General features: G+C 72.2%; 11 protein-coding genes, 1 tRNA gene and 1 pseudogene. 3 read left to right on the forward strand and 10 right to left on the reverse strand.

From position 1 onward, the window contains the following. Positions 1-3: 3 nt before the first annotated feature. The 3 genes from ACZ6S4_RS10995 to ACZ6S4_RS11005 form a co-directional block, all read right to left on the reverse strand. A complete protein-coding gene (locus ACZ6S4_RS10995) occupies positions 4-1,008 on the reverse strand; it encodes a LacI family DNA-binding transcriptional regulator (protein WP_465474749.1) in 1,005 nt (334 codons plus the stop codon). Between the two features lie 69 nt (positions 1,009-1,077). Beyond that, positions 1,078-2,529, reverse strand: a complete 1,452-nt coding sequence (locus ACZ6S4_RS11000) for a fibronectin type III domain-containing protein (protein ID WP_465474750.1) — start codon at positions 2,527-2,529, stop codon at positions 1,078-1,080. Positions 2,530-2,621: 92 nt separating this feature from the next. Further along, entirely contained in the window at positions 2,622-3,806 is a 1,185-nt protein-coding gene (locus ACZ6S4_RS11005; protein ID WP_465474751.1) for a monooxygenase, read from the reverse strand. Between the two features lie 130 nt (positions 3,807-3,936). On the opposite strand from ACZ6S4_RS11005, the gene ACZ6S4_RS11010 reads away from it, so the two are divergent. Next, the gene (locus ACZ6S4_RS11010) at positions 3,937-4,902 is read left to right on the forward strand and encodes a cellulose binding domain-containing protein (RefSeq protein ID WP_465474752.1); all 966 of its coding nucleotides are present in this window, start codon (positions 3,937-3,939) and stop codon (positions 4,900-4,902) included. A 2-nt stretch (positions 4,903-4,904) separates the two neighbouring features. Here ACZ6S4_RS11010 and ACZ6S4_RS11015 read toward each other — a convergent pair whose 3' ends face one another. After that, positions 4,905-5,264, reverse strand: coding sequence for an MmcQ/YjbR family DNA-binding protein (locus ACZ6S4_RS11015; RefSeq protein ID WP_465474753.1), 360 nt, complete (start codon positions 5,262-5,264; stop codon positions 4,905-4,907). A gap of 234 nt (positions 5,265-5,498) precedes the next feature. Between ACZ6S4_RS11015 and ACZ6S4_RS11020 the strand changes: the two genes are divergently transcribed. After that, the gene (locus ACZ6S4_RS11020) at positions 5,499-7,193 is read left to right on the forward strand and encodes a glucuronyl esterase domain-containing protein (RefSeq protein WP_465474754.1); all 1,695 of its coding nucleotides are present in this window, start codon (positions 5,499-5,501) and stop codon (positions 7,191-7,193) included. A 236-nt stretch (positions 7,194-7,429) separates the two neighbouring features. Continuing rightward, positions 7,430-8,266 carry an oxidoreductase gene (locus tag ACZ6S4_RS11025; protein WP_465474755.1) on the forward strand — a complete coding sequence of 279 codons (837 nt, stop codon included), beginning with the start codon at positions 7,430-7,432 and terminating at the stop codon, positions 8,264-8,266. Positions 8,267-8,280: 14 nt separating this feature from the next. On the opposite strand, the gene ACZ6S4_RS11030 is transcribed toward ACZ6S4_RS11025, so the two are convergent. The 6 genes and pseudogenes from ACZ6S4_RS11030 to ACZ6S4_RS11055 form a co-directional block, all read right to left on the reverse strand. After that, a tRNA-Gly gene (locus tag ACZ6S4_RS11030) sits at positions 8,281-8,353 on the reverse strand. Positions 8,354-8,459: 106 nt separating this feature from the next. Next, positions 8,460-11,105, reverse strand: a pseudogene (locus tag ACZ6S4_RS11035) (DUF5682 family protein); the annotation flags it as partial. Then, positions 11,102-12,211, reverse strand: a complete 1,110-nt coding sequence (locus ACZ6S4_RS11040) for an ATP-binding protein (RefSeq protein ID WP_465474756.1) — start codon at positions 12,209-12,211, stop codon at positions 11,102-11,104. The gene ACZ6S4_RS11040 and the pseudogene ACZ6S4_RS11035, both read right to left, overlap by 4 nt. Before the next feature lie 16 nt (positions 12,212-12,227). Continuing rightward, the gene (locus ACZ6S4_RS11045) at positions 12,228-13,541 is read right to left on the reverse strand and encodes a VWA domain-containing protein (protein WP_465474757.1); all 1,314 of its coding nucleotides are present in this window, start codon (positions 13,539-13,541) and stop codon (positions 12,228-12,230) included. Then, on the reverse strand, positions 13,538-14,905 hold the full coding sequence (locus ACZ6S4_RS11050) for a hypothetical protein (RefSeq protein WP_465474758.1): 1,368 nt from the start codon (positions 14,903-14,905) through the stop codon (positions 13,538-13,540). Before ACZ6S4_RS11050 ends, ACZ6S4_RS11045 begins: the two co-directional genes overlap by 4 nt. Then, a complete protein-coding gene (locus tag ACZ6S4_RS11055; protein ID WP_465474759.1) occupies positions 14,905-15,402 on the reverse strand; it encodes a hypothetical protein in 498 nt (165 codons plus the stop codon). Before ACZ6S4_RS11055 ends, ACZ6S4_RS11050 begins: the two co-directional genes overlap by 1 nt. Positions 15,403-15,496: the final 94 nt, after the last annotated feature.

A 15,496-nucleotide genomic window follows, 5' to 3' on the forward strand; every position in this document is an offset into this window, starting at 1 on the left:
TCGTCAGGCCGGGGCCACCCCGGAGGAGTCGCGCACGGCCAGGCTGGTGGCCAGGGTGATCTCCGGCTCGCGGGTTGAGCCGGCCGGCCGGCCGGACCCGTCGGCGCCACCGATGCGGCGCAGCAGCAGCTCCAGGGCGGCCACCCCGGCCCGGCCCTTGGGGACCGTCACCGTGGTCAGCGGCGGGTGGCTCATCATGGCCATGCTGATGTCGTCGTAGCCCACCACGCTCATCCGCTGCGGCACCGCGACCCCGCGGGCGGCGAGGCGGTGCAACAGGCCCATGGCGACCAGGTCGTTGTAGGCCAGTACAGCGGTGGCCGGACCGGCGAGCACCAGGTCACCGGCGAGCACTCCGCCCTGGAACGTGGGGGCCACCGAACCGACGCGCAGGATCTCGGTGTCGTCGTCGGCGGTGATCCCGGCCAATGCGGACAGCCGCTGCTGCCCGGCCCACGAGTCCTCCGGGCCGGCGACGAAGGCGATGCACCGGTGCCCGAGGGCCCGCAGATGACCGATGGCCTGCCGGGTGCCGTCGGCGATGTCGGCCACCACGGACAGCATGCCGGGCACCCGGCGGTGCACCAGCACCGTCGACGCCGGGTCGGCCACCTCCAGCAGCTCGGCGTCGCCGGCCCGCGGGGAGCAGAGCAGGACCCCGTCGGTGTTGCGGCCCAGGGTGGCGATCGCCTCCAGCTCGGCCGCGACGTCCTCGTCCGTGTCGCTGATGAACACGCCGCAGTTGACCGACCGGGCCCGGGCCGTCACGCCCTTGGCCACGTCCGCGAAGAACGGATTGCGCAGGTCGGGCACGATCAGGCCGAGGTTGCCGGTGCGGCCGGTGATGAGCCCCTGGGCCGCCCGGTTGGGCCGGTAGCCGAGGCGTTCCGCCGCCTCCTGCACCGCCTCGCGGGTGGCCGGGCTGACCCGGCCGCCGGTGAGCGCCCGCGACACCGTGGAGACCGAGACGCCGGCCGCGCGCGCGACGTCATGCACGGTGGTGCGCACGCGTGCCTCTCCCTCGCTGCCGGCCATTGCTCGGCGCCAGCATAGCGAGAGGCCGGCGTGCGGCCGCCGTTACGGCGGCGGCAGGTACGTGGCCTGGACGGCCAGCGGCGCGCTGGACACGGATTCGGTGCCGGCGGCGTCCACTGCCACCACGGTGTAGGTGTGCCGCGTTCCGGCGCCGACCGTCAGGGACAGCTGGGTGCCGGTGGCCGTACCGGCGAGGGTCGCGCCCTCGTAGATCCGGTAGCCGGTCGTGGGTTCTCCGCCGGCGGACGCGGTCCAGCTGAGCGTGATCGCGGTGCTGTTCACGCCCAGGGGTGCGTTGCCGGTGAGGGTCAGGTCGGCGGGCTGGGCGGGACGGCCGGTCGGGCCGGTCGGCGTGGTCACCGCGACGGCGGTGCTGCGCGGGGTCTCACCGCAGCTGTCCGGCAGGGTGGCGGTCACCTGGAAGTTGTGCCGGGAGCCGGACGCCAGCCCGGTCACCATGGCCTCCGGACCGGCGGGCGTGGCGACCGGGCGGTCGCCGTCGTAGACGGTGTAGGAGATCGCCGCGGTGCGCAGGATCCAGCCCAGCCGGACCGAGGACGGGGACACCGCGGTGGCGGTGAGCCCGATCGGGCGGGGCGGGTTGACCTGGCACGGCTCGGTGTTCGCCGGCACCGGCCGGGTGTGGGTGGACTCGTCGCCGGCGGCGTTCAGGGCCGCGACCGTGAAGGTGTGCCACGAGGCGTGGTAGAGGCGGCCGACCGTCACGGCGGTGCTGCTGGTGCGGGCGACGAGGGTGTCGCCGTCGTAGACCGCGTACCGGGAGGGGGCGGGACCCTCGGGTGCTGTCCAGGAGAGCCGGATCGTGGTGTCGGTGCGGCCCGCGACGGTCAGCGCGGAGGGTGCGGCCGGGCGTTCGGTGCTGCCGGTGGCGGTCGTCAGGGAGCCCCAGGCCACCGGCACGGTCTGCTGCTGACAGCCGTTGTAGCGGTAGAGGCCGACGCTGTAGGTCGTCGCCGGGGCCAGCCCGCCGATCCGGGCGCTGGTCCGCGTCGTCCGGCCCAGGCTGACGCCGCCGACACGCAGCTCCAGGTCCTGCCACAGAGGATGCCGCGGCCACGACAGCGAGGCGGCCGAGGCGGTGATCGCGGCGGCCGTGACCGTCAGCGGCGCCGGGCTCAGGCACTCCGGGTTCAGGCCGGACGCCCAGGCGTGCCCGCTGACCGGGGCGGTCGGGGCCGACTCGTGGCCCTGATCGTCGACGGCGGTGACCGTGTACGTGTGGGTGGAGTTGAAGGCCACCGCCAGAGCGGCCGACGTGGTGGTGGCCCGGGCGACCACCTGGCTGCCCTCGTACACCCGGAACCAGCGGGCCCGGGGACCCGTGCGCGGCTGCTCCCAGGACAGACTCATCGAGGTCGTGCCGGCCCCCACCGCCAACCGCCGCGGTGTGGCCGGTGCGGCACTGTCCGCCCGGGCGGGTGCCCCCGCCATCAGTACGGCGATCACGAGCGGGAGCGCAAACCAGCGGCGCATGGGAACCTCTCCGGCGCGGGACAGACCATCCGTGGCCGTCGATGCGTTCAGCAAAGGGCCTGCCCCGCGCGGTGTCAAGGACCGCTCACCGTTCAGGACTTCGGGGCCATCACCATGACTCCCAGGCACATCTCGTCGCTGGTGCCCTCGCCCCAGACCACGTACCGCGAGGGGAGCGACTTGAGCTGCGGCAACTGCTTGCGCAGGGTCGCGTCGTGGGTGCAGGTGACGCGCAGCGTGTCCCCGCGGTCGACGGCGATCGGCTCGGGCAGCGGGACGAGGGCCTGATTGTCGAAGTCGTACCGGGGCACGTCGATGACGGTGCGGGCCTTGGGCGTACCCGGATTGAGCTCGACCTTGATCGCCCGCCCGAGCAGATGCATGTGGCCGGCGGCGAGGTAGATCGTGCCGGGCTCGCGTACCGGATGGTCGCAGTGCTGGGTGTTGCCGGCGACCGGCGCGGCGCCGCCGTTGCAGCCCGCGTTGAGACCCTGGACGGTCTCGGCGGACTCGGCGCCGAAGCGCTTGGCGACATCCGCGACAGCGGTGTCGCGATCGCAGAGCGGGCCGGCGGCACCTGGCTCGCACGGCAGCTCGATCGGCGCCGCCACGAGTGCGGTCTCCAGGCCCTGCAACGGCGCCTTGCCGTCCGCGATCCGCATCTGGATGCCGGACCGGTCGGAAGCCTTGCTCTGGTCGGTGACGCCGAGCAGGTTGTAGTGCACCTGCATGACCAGCTTGCTGCCCGGCGGCATCTCGAAGCCGAAACCGGCCGGCATGAGCGTCTCACCGGCGCCGGGAGCCCAGTGCGCGACCCAGGCCGTATCCCCCGGCACCCCGGCGTCGCCGAAGCAGGTCCAGCCCTCGCCCGGCGTCTTCGCGTCGACGTCGGCGGCGGCCTTGGCCTGCTCGGCGCTGAGCCGGTAGAAGATCGCGTGGTGCACGATGTCGGCGTTCTGCGGCAGGAAGCGGCTGCCGGTCAGGTACGCGGGCTCGGTCAGCTTCGGATCGACGACGAAGCACCGGTATTCGTCGGTGCCGCCGTTCGGGGCCGCGGGGGTGTAGGCCTGCGGCAGGGCCAGGTCGACGAACCGCTCCCCCTGGCGCAACGCTGCCGGAGGCGCCGGGGCCGACGCGCTGTGCGAGCCGTGCGGACCGGCGCTCGCCGGGGCCGGGGCGGGCTCGGCCGGGTCGCCGGTGTCGGAACCACACGCCGCGGCGAGCAGCAGTGTGGCGAGCGCGGCGCCGGTCCCGATGGTGAATCGTCTGGCGTGCATGGGCTTCCTCCCCGTGGCCGAATGCGCGATCCGTCCAGCATGCCCGCAATAGGGGGCGGAGTCCTATCCGGGATGACCCGGAGATGGGCCCTCTGTCGATCTTGGCCAGGTGACATATAACGTCGTCGATATGAAACGACTCGCCGTGCTGATTGCCCTGGCCACGGGTGCCGCCCTGGCACCGGCGGCCGCCGCTTCGGCGGCAGACGCCGCTTCGGCGGCCGGCGTTTCGGCGGCCGCGCCTGTCGCCAGCTTTACGCGCTTGGGTCAGTGGCCGGCGGGCTACGTCGGGAGCATCACCATCCGCAACGACAGCGCGGCCGCAGTCGACGGCTGGCGGGTCGAGTTCGACCTTCCCGGCACCAGGGTGACCAGCTCCTACAGCGGCGTGTTCACCCGCAGCGGCGAGCACTACACGGTCACCAACGAGACCTGGAACGCGCAGCTGCCGCCGGGATCGTCCACGACGTTCGGCTGGGTGGCGAGCGGCCAGGGCGACCCGGCGAACTGCACCCTCAACGGCGCCGACTGCGCGGGGGCCCCGGTGGACCACACGGCCCCCAGCCGTCCCGGACCACTCGCCTTCGACATCAGCTCCGGCCTCACGATCACCTGGGCGCCGTCCACCGACGACCAGGGACCGGTCGAATACGAGGTGTACGAGAGCGGCCAGCCACGGGCGACGGTCACCGACACCCGCTACGTCTACTCAACCGGCGGAACGTTGCCGCCGCGGGTGTACGTCTTCTCCGTGCGCGCCGTGGACGCGGCCGGGAATGTGTCGCCGTGGTCGTTCAAGTCGCTCGGGCAGATCTGGCGCGGTGACGAGATCCCGGCGCCGCCCAGCGCTCTGCGGATGGACACTCCGGCGGCCGGGTTGTTGCGCTTGTCATGGACGGCTCCCCCGGCACAGTCACCGTTCATCACGGCGCCGGTCGCGGGTTACGAGGTCCTGCTGGACGGGATGCCGGTGGGACAGGTCGGCAGCACATCGATCACCATTCCGGCGCCGGCTCCGGGCTCGCACACTCTCGGGGTGCGCACGCTGAACGCCGTCGACAACTACTCGGCCGTGGTGGAGCTGAGCTACCCGTAGGGCTACGCGGCGCCGGCCAGATCCTCCGGGGCACGCATCCGCCAGGCGTCGGTCACCAGCTCACCGAGGCGGTCGACGGTGACCTCCGGCAGGCGCAGCATCACCAGCGGGAGGCCGTCGTAGCCGGGCGTGGTGAAGAAGAGCTCCGGTTCGCCGAGCAGTAGGGCCTGCTTCTCGGCCTCGTCGCCCACGTAGAGAACGGCGACGTCGGTGCGGATCGTGCGCGGCTTGCCGGGGAGACGCTCGGGGTAGGACCAGACGAAGCCCTTGCCCGCCACCCGGAAGTCGAAGCCGTCGCTGTCGATCTCCTCGGTCTGCGGGAGAGCCAGCGCCAGGCGACGAACATCCTCAGCATCAGCCATGCGCAGAGATTACGCGTCCGCGGCGGGGTGGTGGGGGTCGGCGGCGAGCTGGAAGTTTCGGAAGCCCGGCGAGAAAGACGGCCGGACTCACCCCTCCCCGACCCCAGGTCGATTGACATTCTTCGATAAGGCATTCAACACTGGTCGCATCCACCATGGGAGCGCTTCCACGACCACACCACCGGAACTTTCGGCGATCGGCGCCCCGCAATCCCCCACGGAAGGAGGGCCCCTGTGACCACCCAACCGGGCCGCTCTGACATCCGCTCGGCACTCATCGCGTTGCTGACAGCGGCAGTGACCATCGCCGGAGTGGCGACTCTGGTCACCACGATCCCCTCCGCGGAGGCCGCCGTCCCGGCCGCCGCGGTGGAGGACGAAGGTGCCGGCTGCGCCGTACCCGCCCTGCCGGACGCCGGCTCGCTGCCGACCATCGCCAAGCTCCCCGACCCCTTCACCCGGCTCAACGGCACGCGCATCACCAGCACGTCGGACTGGCAGTGCCGGCGGGCGGAGATCAAGAAACTGGCCGAGAAATTCGTGTACGGCGAGAAGCCCGCGAAACCGGCCACAGTCTCGGGCACCGTGTCGAGCACCAGCATCACCGTGAACGTGAGCCACAACGGCAAGAGCTCCAGCTTCTCGGCCAAGGTCGAACTGCCCAGCGGCTCCGGCCCGTTCCCCGCCGTTGTCGTACTGGGCGGTTTCGGTGCCGACACGGCCGGCATCAAGGCGGCCGGTGCGGCTGTCATCAACTACGACCCGTACGCGGTGGGCAAGGAAGGCACCCCGCGCAACAACAAGCAAGGCGCGTTCTACAGCATCTACGGCGCGTCCAGCAGCACGGGTCTGCTGGTGGCGTGGGCGTGGGGGGTCAGCCGGATCATCGACGTCATCGAGCAGTCGAACGGCAGCATCCTGCGCGCGGACGCCACGGGTGTCACCGGCTGTTCGCGCTTCGGCAAGGGTGCCATCGTCACGGGTGCGTTCGACCAGCGGATCGCGCTGACCATGCCGATCGAGTCGGGCAGCGCGGGCGCACCGATCTTCCGGGGGATCCCGGGCGAGGGCGCACAAAGCCTGAGCAGCGCGTACGGCGAACAGCCCTGGCTGGGCGACGCGTTCGGCTCCTTCACCAGCAGCCCGGCGAGACTCCCGGTGGACACCCACGAACTCGTGGCGATGGTGGCTCCGCGCGGCCTGTTCATCATGGACAACCCGCACATCGCCAACCTGGGCCCGAAGTCGGCCAGCGTGGCTGCCCTGGGCGGCGCGGAGGTCTACAAGGCGCTGGGCGCGGCCGCGAACATCACGTACTGGTCGGACGTCCAGGACGGCAGCCACTGCGCGAACCGGGCGGAGTGGCGTACCCCGCTGCAGCAGCACATCCAGAAGTTCCTCCTGAAGACCGGCACCGCCCCCGGCGCGATCCGGATCTCCAGCCGCGCAGCGGGCAACCTGGCCGAGTGGCGTGACTGGCAGACACCGACCCTCACATCGACGCCGCCGTCGTCGGGCTCCCCGTCGCCCAGTGCCCCGTCCCCCAGTGCCCCGTCGCCCAGTGCCCCGTCGTCGGGCTCGCCGTCCCCGAGCGCGCCGTCCTCCGGCTCGCCGTCACCCAGCGCCCCGGTGCCGGGCGCCGGCTGCACCGCGACGGTATCGGTCAACGCATGGACCGGCGGATTTGTGGCCACGGTCAAGGTGACAGCGGGGGCGTCGGGAACCAACGGCTGGACCGTAGGTGTGACGGTGCCCGCGGGCGCCACGGTCACCAGCAGCTGGAACACCAACCGGACCGGGACCAGCGGTCCCGTGCAGTTCTCCAACGTGGCCTACAACGGCACGATCGGTGCCGGCCAGGCCACGGAATTCGGCTTCCAGGCCAGCGGTACGGCGGGAGCGATGACGCCCACCTGCACTGCGAGCTGATCCCTGAGCCTCAGGGGGTGCGGCGGCGTCCCGGCCGCCGCACCCTTCGGCCGCGAAGACTCAAGCGGATCTCCGCGAGGCTTGTTGCCGCCCACTCCCTTACCGATCCGGGTAAGGTCGCGGCCCACCGCCGTCCGGCTGGGAGGCCCTGGTGGAACCAGCCACGCCGAACTCTCCCTCGCGGATTCGAAGAGGTGTTGGCTGGGGATGTCCGCGACAAGGAAGGACTCACCCTGATGCCCGTGCAGACCTGGTTGATCACCGGATGCTCGACCGGCCTCGGCCGTGCCCTCGCCGAGGCGGTCCTCGCCCGCGGTGACAATGCCGTCGTGACCGCCCGCGACGCCGCCAAGGTGCAGGACCTGGAGAAGGCCCATCCGGACACCGCCCGCGCCCTCGCGCTCGACGTGACCGAACCCGCCCAGGTCATGGCGGCCGTGCAGCAGGCCGAGGCGCACTTCGGCCGGGTCGACGTCCTGGTCAACAACGCCGGCTACGGCTACCGGGCCGCGGTCGAGGAAGGCGACGACGCCGACGTGCGACGGCTCTTCGACACCAACTTCTTCGGCGCGGTCGCGATGATCAAGGCGGTGCTTCCGGGCATGCGGGCTCGCCGGGCCGGAGCGGTCGTCAACGTCTCCTCGATCGGCGCGCGGATCACCCCGGCCGGTTCCGGCTACTACTCCGCCACCAAGGCCGCGCTGGAAGGCATGTCCGGCTCGCTGCGCAAGGAGTTGCAGCCACTGGGGATCTCGGTGATCGCGGTGGAGCCGGGCGCGTTCCGGACCGACTTCGCGGGCCGCTCCTTGACCCAGTCGGCCGAGCCGATCGACGACTACGCGGACACGGCCGGCAAGCGTCGCAAGGAGAACGACGCCGTCCACGGCACCCAGCCGGGTGACCCGGCGAAGGCCGCACAAGCGATCATCACCGCGGTGGCCGCCAATGAACCGCCGGCGCTGTTGCTGCTCGGCGAGGACGCCCTCAACGCGTTCAGCAATGTCCTGGACGCGGAGCGCGCCGAGCTGGAGCAGTGGAGAGACCTGACCGTGAGCACAGGCTTCGACGGATAGGTGCCGTTCGAAAGAGCGGACGACGGGATTCGAACCCGCGACCCTCACCTTGGCAAGGTGATGCGCTACCAGCTGCGCTACGTCCGCTTGTCACTCCGGCACGTTGTCCCGGCGACGGAGGAAACACTAGCAAATCCCCCACGGGCCGAGCACCCGGGTACGGCCACCCGCCAGTACGAGATCACCTTCACATCATCAGCTCGGCCACCGCCTCGCCCGCAGCCGGATAAGCCGCCAGCAGCGCCACTGCGGCGCTCATGCCCAGGCCCACCGGCGGCTTCTCGGGCACGCCGTCCGCATCCCAGGGCGCGGTCCACGAGTCGAGCTCGGCCAGTGTGCCGGGGAACGTGCGGCCCGCCTCGCGGGTCAGGACCGGGACCAGCTCCGCCGCGTGAGTCCTGAGGGTGGTGATCAGGGCCGGCAGCCAGGGCAGCAGAACCCGGTCGGGCAGCTGGCCGAACGCCTTCGACAGCGTCTCGACGACGAACGGCGCCAGCCGGGGCACCGCTTCCAGCGCCTGCACGAGGCCGCTGACGTACTGCGGGAACGCCGGCACCACCAGCGGATTGTCGAGCAGGGCGTCGATCCGGGCCCGCAGCTCGGCCAGGGGGAGCAGACCCAGCTGGTGCTGGGCCGCCCAGAGCAGCGCCAGCTTCATCGGGGCCTGCGGGTGCGACTGCCGTACGGCCAGCTCCAGCTGTCTCCGGTCGCAGCCCAGCGACAACGCCAGGGTCTCGAGGCTGACCAGAAAGCCGAGCATCGCCCCCACCTGCCGCACTCCGGTGTCCTCGCTGACGAACGCGGTGGGCAGGAGCGTGCAGTAGTGCGCGTACCCCTCGGTGACGAACCGGTCGCACCAGGACGGCAGCGCCGGCGCGGTCGTCCGGTAGTAGGCCAGCAGGCGGCGGATGCGGCGCAGAACCGTGGGGGCCTCGTCGACGGTGCGTTCGCCGGCCAGCAGGTCGACGGCGCGGGCGCCCAGGTCGTCGGTGAGCCGGGGGCTGTGCAGGAACACCAGGGACTGTTCGACAGCCTTGAGCGCGGTCGCCGCCGTGGACTCGCGGCCCCAGGCGGCGCGGCGGAGGCGTTGCTCGAGGACCTGTTCGACCGTCACGCCCTCGTAGCCGAGCTCGATGATGGTGCGCTGGTGGCGGCCCAGGTCCAGGTCCCAGCTCTCCTGGAGGGCCGGTTCACCCAGGCGGCGGGTGCCCGTGATCGGGCGTACGGCGTGGTCGGGCAGCAGGTGGCGAAGCATCCAGAGCAGATCCGAGCAGGCGGCGAGTTCCGGCCGGGCGGTGACGTCGAGCAGCGCCCGCTGGATGGTGCGTTGTTCGAGGTTGAGGCCGAGCGGGGCAAGCCGGTCGTAGACGTCGCGGGCGAGCGGCGGCATCGCGGCGTACCCGACCTGGCCGTTCCGGTCGCCGCCGAGCAAGATCTCGCAGAGCCGGCGTACGTCACGACGCCCCGGCACGACCTCCTTCTCGATGCAGGTGACGGCGGCGTCCTGGAAGTCGTACGTCGTGGGCCGCGCCCGCCCCCGCATCCCGGCCAGCAGGATCGACGTCTCGAAGACGGCGATGGCGTCGGCGGTGCTGGCCGGATAGCCGTTGCGCCGGGCGAGCCGTACGATGTCGACGCACCAGCCGCGCAGTTCCTCCTCGTCGAGCCCGTCGAGGACCGCCGGCGTCCCGAGGTAGGCGGTGAGCTGGTCGGTCACCGCCACCGGCACCACCGTGGGCGGCGGCAGGGCCTTCGCAGCGCGCTTCCTGGTGCCGTTCTGCCCCGCCAGCCGGTACGGCGTGAGCCGGCTGCGGCCCAGCGCCTTCTCCCAGGTGGCGGCCGCGATGGAGACGGAACCCGGGGCGAGCTCGAACTGCGCCTCGATCGCGGAGTGACTGGACGGGATGAGCCCGTAGAGCCACTTGCTGCCGGTGGGCGGCGGGATGGTGAAGTCCGGCGCCGACGGATCGGAGCCGGCCTCGGGCACACGGCTGGCGGCGTGGAAGGCGCCGCAGACGTACAGGCAGTCGGCCCGGTCGGCGCCGCTGGCCGCGAGGTGCTCGCGGATTCGCGTCCACATGTGGCGCTCGCGGTCCTCGTCGTTCGCACGCAGCCGGGAGTCGCGCGGGGTCAAGCGCCGGAAGAGGCTACCGATCAGCACCATCACCTGCCGGTACGTCGCGTGGTCGGCGCCGGCGAGGGGCTGCTCCACGTGCTGGTCCCACCATTCCGACCAGTGCCGGACCCGGCCGTGGCGCAGCAGGTGCTCCTCCAGGTCCGCGAAGCGCGGCCGCAGATCGCCGAGCTCCACCCCGACCGCATCACCGTGCAACTCCCCCGCCGCCTCGGTAGACGTGACGGATCCGGGCGCAGGCATCGATGGGAAGACGTGATCGGTGGACCGGTCGACCAGGACGAGCTCCACGCCGGGCGTCTCCAGGGCGTAGGCGATCGCCTGGTATTCCGCCGACGCCTCGGTGATCGGCGCGATCACGCTGAGCGGCGACGCTTCTTCGGGGAAGCCGTTCAGCTCGGACGCGAAAGCCTGCAACGCCACCGGCAGCCGGCAGTTCCGCAGTTCGTTCAGCAGCGGCCCGAGGTCTTCACAGAGCTCCAGGTAGATCACCGTGGGCCGCTTCTCGCGCAGTCGCCGGACCATGGCCAGCGCGGAGGACGGCGAGTGGTGGCAGACAGGGAAGATCTCCACCGGCTCGCGCAGGGCGTGGTCGATGTCGTCGACGATGCCGGCGAGGATCTCCGGTAGCGCCGCCGGTCCGCCGGTGAGCGCCTCGGCCGCCTCGAGCAGCTGTGCGCGCAGCGCGCCGAAAGGGTCACTCACGACAGGGTGGCGATCGCCTGGCGGCCGCCCTCCAGGAAGCCGGACCAGTCGCCGCCGTGGTCCTTGCTGCGCGGTTCGACGACCCCGTGCCAGTACTTGGTGAGGATGGCCAGGTCTTCGGGGCTGCGCCGGGCCAGTGACCCGACCAGCGCACCGGCGAGCGTCTGCGCATTGAGCGTTCCTCCGAAGAAGGTGCTGTGCAGGATGGCGTCCTCCAGCACGCCGATCTGCTCGGCCGTGGACAGCGCCGACTCCAGGCGTTCGTCGTCGCCGGTCGCCGCGGCCGAGGCGGCGCGCAGGTCGGCGAAGCTCTGCAGCAGCACGTCGAGCAATGTCGGTGGCACCTCCAGCTCGATGGTGTGCCGGCGCAGCAGCTCGGCGGTGCGGAACCGGACGATCTCCGCCTCGCTCCTGCGGTTGGTCACCATGGGGATGCGGATGAAATTGAAGCGCCGCTTGAGTGCGGACGAGAGGTCGTTGACGCCCCGGTCGCGGCTGTTGGCAGTGGCGATGATCGAGAAGCCGGGCCTGGCGAAGACGATGTTGTCGTCGTCCAGCTCGGGGATGGAGACGTACTTCTCCGAGAGGATCGAGATCAGCGCGTCCTGCACGTCGCTGGTGGAGCGGGTCAGCTCCTCGAAGCGGCCGATCACGCCGCCCTCCATCGCGGTCATGATCGGTGACGGGATCATCGAGGCGCGGGACTGGCCCTTGGCGATGACCATCGAGACGTTCCACGAGTATGTGACGTGGTCCTCGGTGGTGCCGGCGGTGCCCTGCACGACCAGCGTGGAGTTGCGGCTGATCGCGGCGGCCAGCAGCTCGGCCAGCCAGCTCTTGCCGGTGCCGGGGTCGCCGATGAGCAGCAGACCGCGGTCGGAGGCCAGCGTGACGACGGCCCGCTCGACCAGGCTCCGCTCGCCGAACCACTTCTGCGGGATCACCCGGTCGAGGCCGTCGGCGCGGACCGAGCCGAGGACGAACAGGCGGACCATCTTCGGGCTGAGCCGCCAGGAGAACGGCTTCGGCCCGTCGTCGACCGACTCGAGCCAGTCCAGCTCGTCGGCGTACTTCACCTCGGCGGGGGCGCGCAGCATCTCGCTCATGGCAGCTCCTTGGTTGTCAGGCGACGAAATTCTTGAGCTCGGTGACGAGCTTGCCGATGGTGCCGGAGATCACCGGGGTGCCCAGGTCCCGCAGGCGCCGGCGGAACCAGGGGTTGACCTGCTGGGCGCCGGAGCTGGTGACCGAGCCGACCGGGATGAAGCGCACGCCGGAGCGGTGCAGGGCGGCGATGCCGTCGAACAGCGGCTGGGACCGGTCGAACTCGTAGAAGTCGGAGATCCAGACGAGCACCGTGTTGCCCGGATCGGTGATCTTGGGCTGGGCCATGGCCAGGGCGGCCGGGCCGTCGTTGCCGCCGCCGAGATCGGTCCGCAGCAGCACCTCGAACGGGTCGTGCACCCAGGGCGTCAGATCCAGCGCGCGGGTGTCGTACGCGATCAGGTGCACCTCGACCCGCGGCAGCCCGGCGAAGACGGAGGCCAGGACGGTGCAGTTGACCATGGAGTCGACCATCGACCCGGACTGGTCCACCACCACGATCATCCGGGCCGGGCTGGTGCGCCTGGCGGTGTGCCGGTAGTACAGCCGGTCGACGTAGAGGCGCTCGTCGGCCGGGCTCCACTTCGGCAGGTTCTGCCAGATGGTCCGGTCGAGATCGATGTTGCGGAAGACCCGCCGGGGTGGCACGGACCGGTCGACGGTGCCGGCCGGAGCCTGCGCCACCTGGGTGCGCAGCACCTCGGCGACCTCGTCGACGAACCGGCGGATCAGCGCCTTGGCGTTGGCCAGGGCGACGCCGTCGAGGTTGCTCTTGTCCCGCAGCAGCTGCCCGATCAGCGACATGCCCGGCGTGAGCTGCCGGGCCAGCCGGGGGTCGGCGAGGACCTCCCGCAGCCGCATCCGCCTGACGAGCTCACCCTCGATCTCGGCCAGCACCGCGGTGAGGTCGCCGCCGGAACCGCGGCCCGAGCCGGTCGAGCGCCCCCGCGGCTGACCGGGCTCGCCGCCGAGCGCCCGCCTGAACCAGCCCGCGTCGGCCTGCCAGCGGGCGAGCTGCCCGGCGGTCACGTCGCCCGAGCCGGTGGCGAAGACGTTGAGCAGCACCTTGGAGATCAGCGCCGCCCGGCGCACCTCGCCGTCGCGGTCGTCCGCCGCGGTGGTCAGCAGATCGTCGAACTCGGACTCCAGGAGCGGGAACCGTTGCACCACCGTGTCCACCGAGACCGACGGGTCGAGCAGCGCCGCCGGCAGCCCCAGGTCGTCGACGACGGCCACGCTCGCGGACTCCAGCGCCGCCTGCTCCTCGGGGTCGAAGAGCCGGGCCAGGAGTCGCCAGTAGAGCACCTGCCGTCTGTGCTGCGCGGTCGTCACTTTCGCAGCAGCCTTCCCGCTCGCTCGCGCAGCACGTCGACGGCGGTGCCCGCGGCCGCCTCTGCCTTCGCCGCCTTGGCCTCGGTGGGGCCCAGGGCCCAGTCGCCGGTGTGCACGGCGACCGCCTTCTTGCGGATCAGGGCCTGCACGGCCAGCGGCTGCACCGACCACCGCCCACCGTCCCAGCGCAGCAGACCCAGGCAGGCCGTGGAGGCCGCCACCAGCGCGGGCGTGAGCGGACCGGCCGCCGGCAGCCGGCTCACGTCCACCGCCAGGGTCGTGCCGCCGAGGTCGAACGACTCCGCCGTCGCCCGGTAGCCCTCCAGCAGCACCGGCTCGGCGATCGCCACCGGATGCCGGTCGAGCGGCGGGGCGGACGAGGCGATCGCGGCACCGAGCCGGACGCGGGCCGTCGCGAACGGGTCGGCCGGCTCACCCGGCGCGGCGCGGGCCTCGTGCCACATCAGATCGCCACCCGGGGTGAGCGGCATGCCCGACACCTCGACCGTGCGGTGCCCGGCGAGCGCCGCGCGCAGCAGCGGGAAGGCGGCGAGCATGCGCCAGGCGGACGGGCCGCTGATGGTGTCGACCTTGGCGGCCGCCATGCTCGCCCGGACCAGGCGCACGTCGCCGCCGCGGGTCTCCAGCAGCCCGTGCACCTGGGCCCGGAACGCCGTCGGGTGCTCGTGCAGGTCGACGCCGAGGATCAGCAACCGCCCGTCGACCGCGGCGGCCTCGGTCGTGGCGAAGCCGTCCTGGCACAGCAGCAGGGCCCTGGCCCACAGGTCGGCCCAGCGGCGCACCGGGACGGGGGTCAGCGTGGCGATCGGCGCCGTGGCGCGCAGCTCGGCCGCGAAGCCGTCGAGCAGGACCGCGAGCCGGCGGGCGGACGGGTCGGCCAGCAGCGCCTGCACGGCCTGCGCGCCGCTGCCCGCCACTTCGGTGTCGACGCCGCGCCAGCCGGCGATCGCCAGCTCGCGCAGCCACGAGCGGCCGGCGGCCAGGGGACGGCCGGGAGCCACGGGAACGGGCGCGGCGGACCACGGCTCCCGGACCCGGCCGAGGGCGGCGTCCACACCGGCGAGCAGGGTGTCGTGGGCCGCGCCGAGCAGAGCGGAACGGGCGCCGGCCAGGGCGGCCAGGTGCCGGTCGGTCACCGTCCCGGAGATGATCTTCGCGGTGGCGTCGGCGACCGGGCCGGCCAGCGGCGCACCGGCGAAGGCGGCGGCCAGGGCGGCGAGGTGGGCGGCGCGGGTCTCGTCGAGCCGGGCCAGGCCGTGCAGGAGCGCGTCGTCCAGGCCGTCGACCAGGGCCAGCGCCTCGTCGAGCCCGGCCGGGCGGGAGCGCAGAGCCGCGGCGAGCATCAGCTCACCACCCCGGCGGCCGGGAACCACTGCAGCTCGGGCAGAGGGTCGGCGACCGGCGGGAGCTCCAGGTAGGCCAGGTGGCGCAGGAAGCTGCTGAACACCTCGGCGGAGTGCCTCGGCGCCGTCGTCGGGTGCAGGCCGCGGCGGAGGTCCTGCTCGCCCTCGGGCAGGTCGGCCTTCAGGTAGCGGGTCACCCGGTCGAGGCCGTACTGCGCCACCGCGGCGTCGATCAGCGCGCCGATGTGGTTGCACGGCCGGGCTGCCCCGAGCCCGCCGCAGGGCCGGTTGTTGTTGGTGGTGCAGCTCAGCCCGTGGTCCCCGGCGGTGATCGAGGAGACGTAGACCCGCGACGCGTCCGAGCCGCTCGACACGACGCCCTGCAACCGGCCCTCGGCCGGCTCCACAAAGGGCACCTTGGCCAGCTTGCGCGGGCGCACCGGCGCGATGACCGGCGCCGCGCTGCGCCGCTCGTAGGCGATCCCGTCCTCGGTCACGATCCGGTCCTCCCGCACGATCGATCGGGCCGTAGTTGTATCGGACGGGTACGACAGAACCCGGGGCGGATCTGGGTTGCTATCGTGCGCCGGC

Source organism: Actinoplanes sp. NPDC051405 (genome assembly GCF_055586185.1).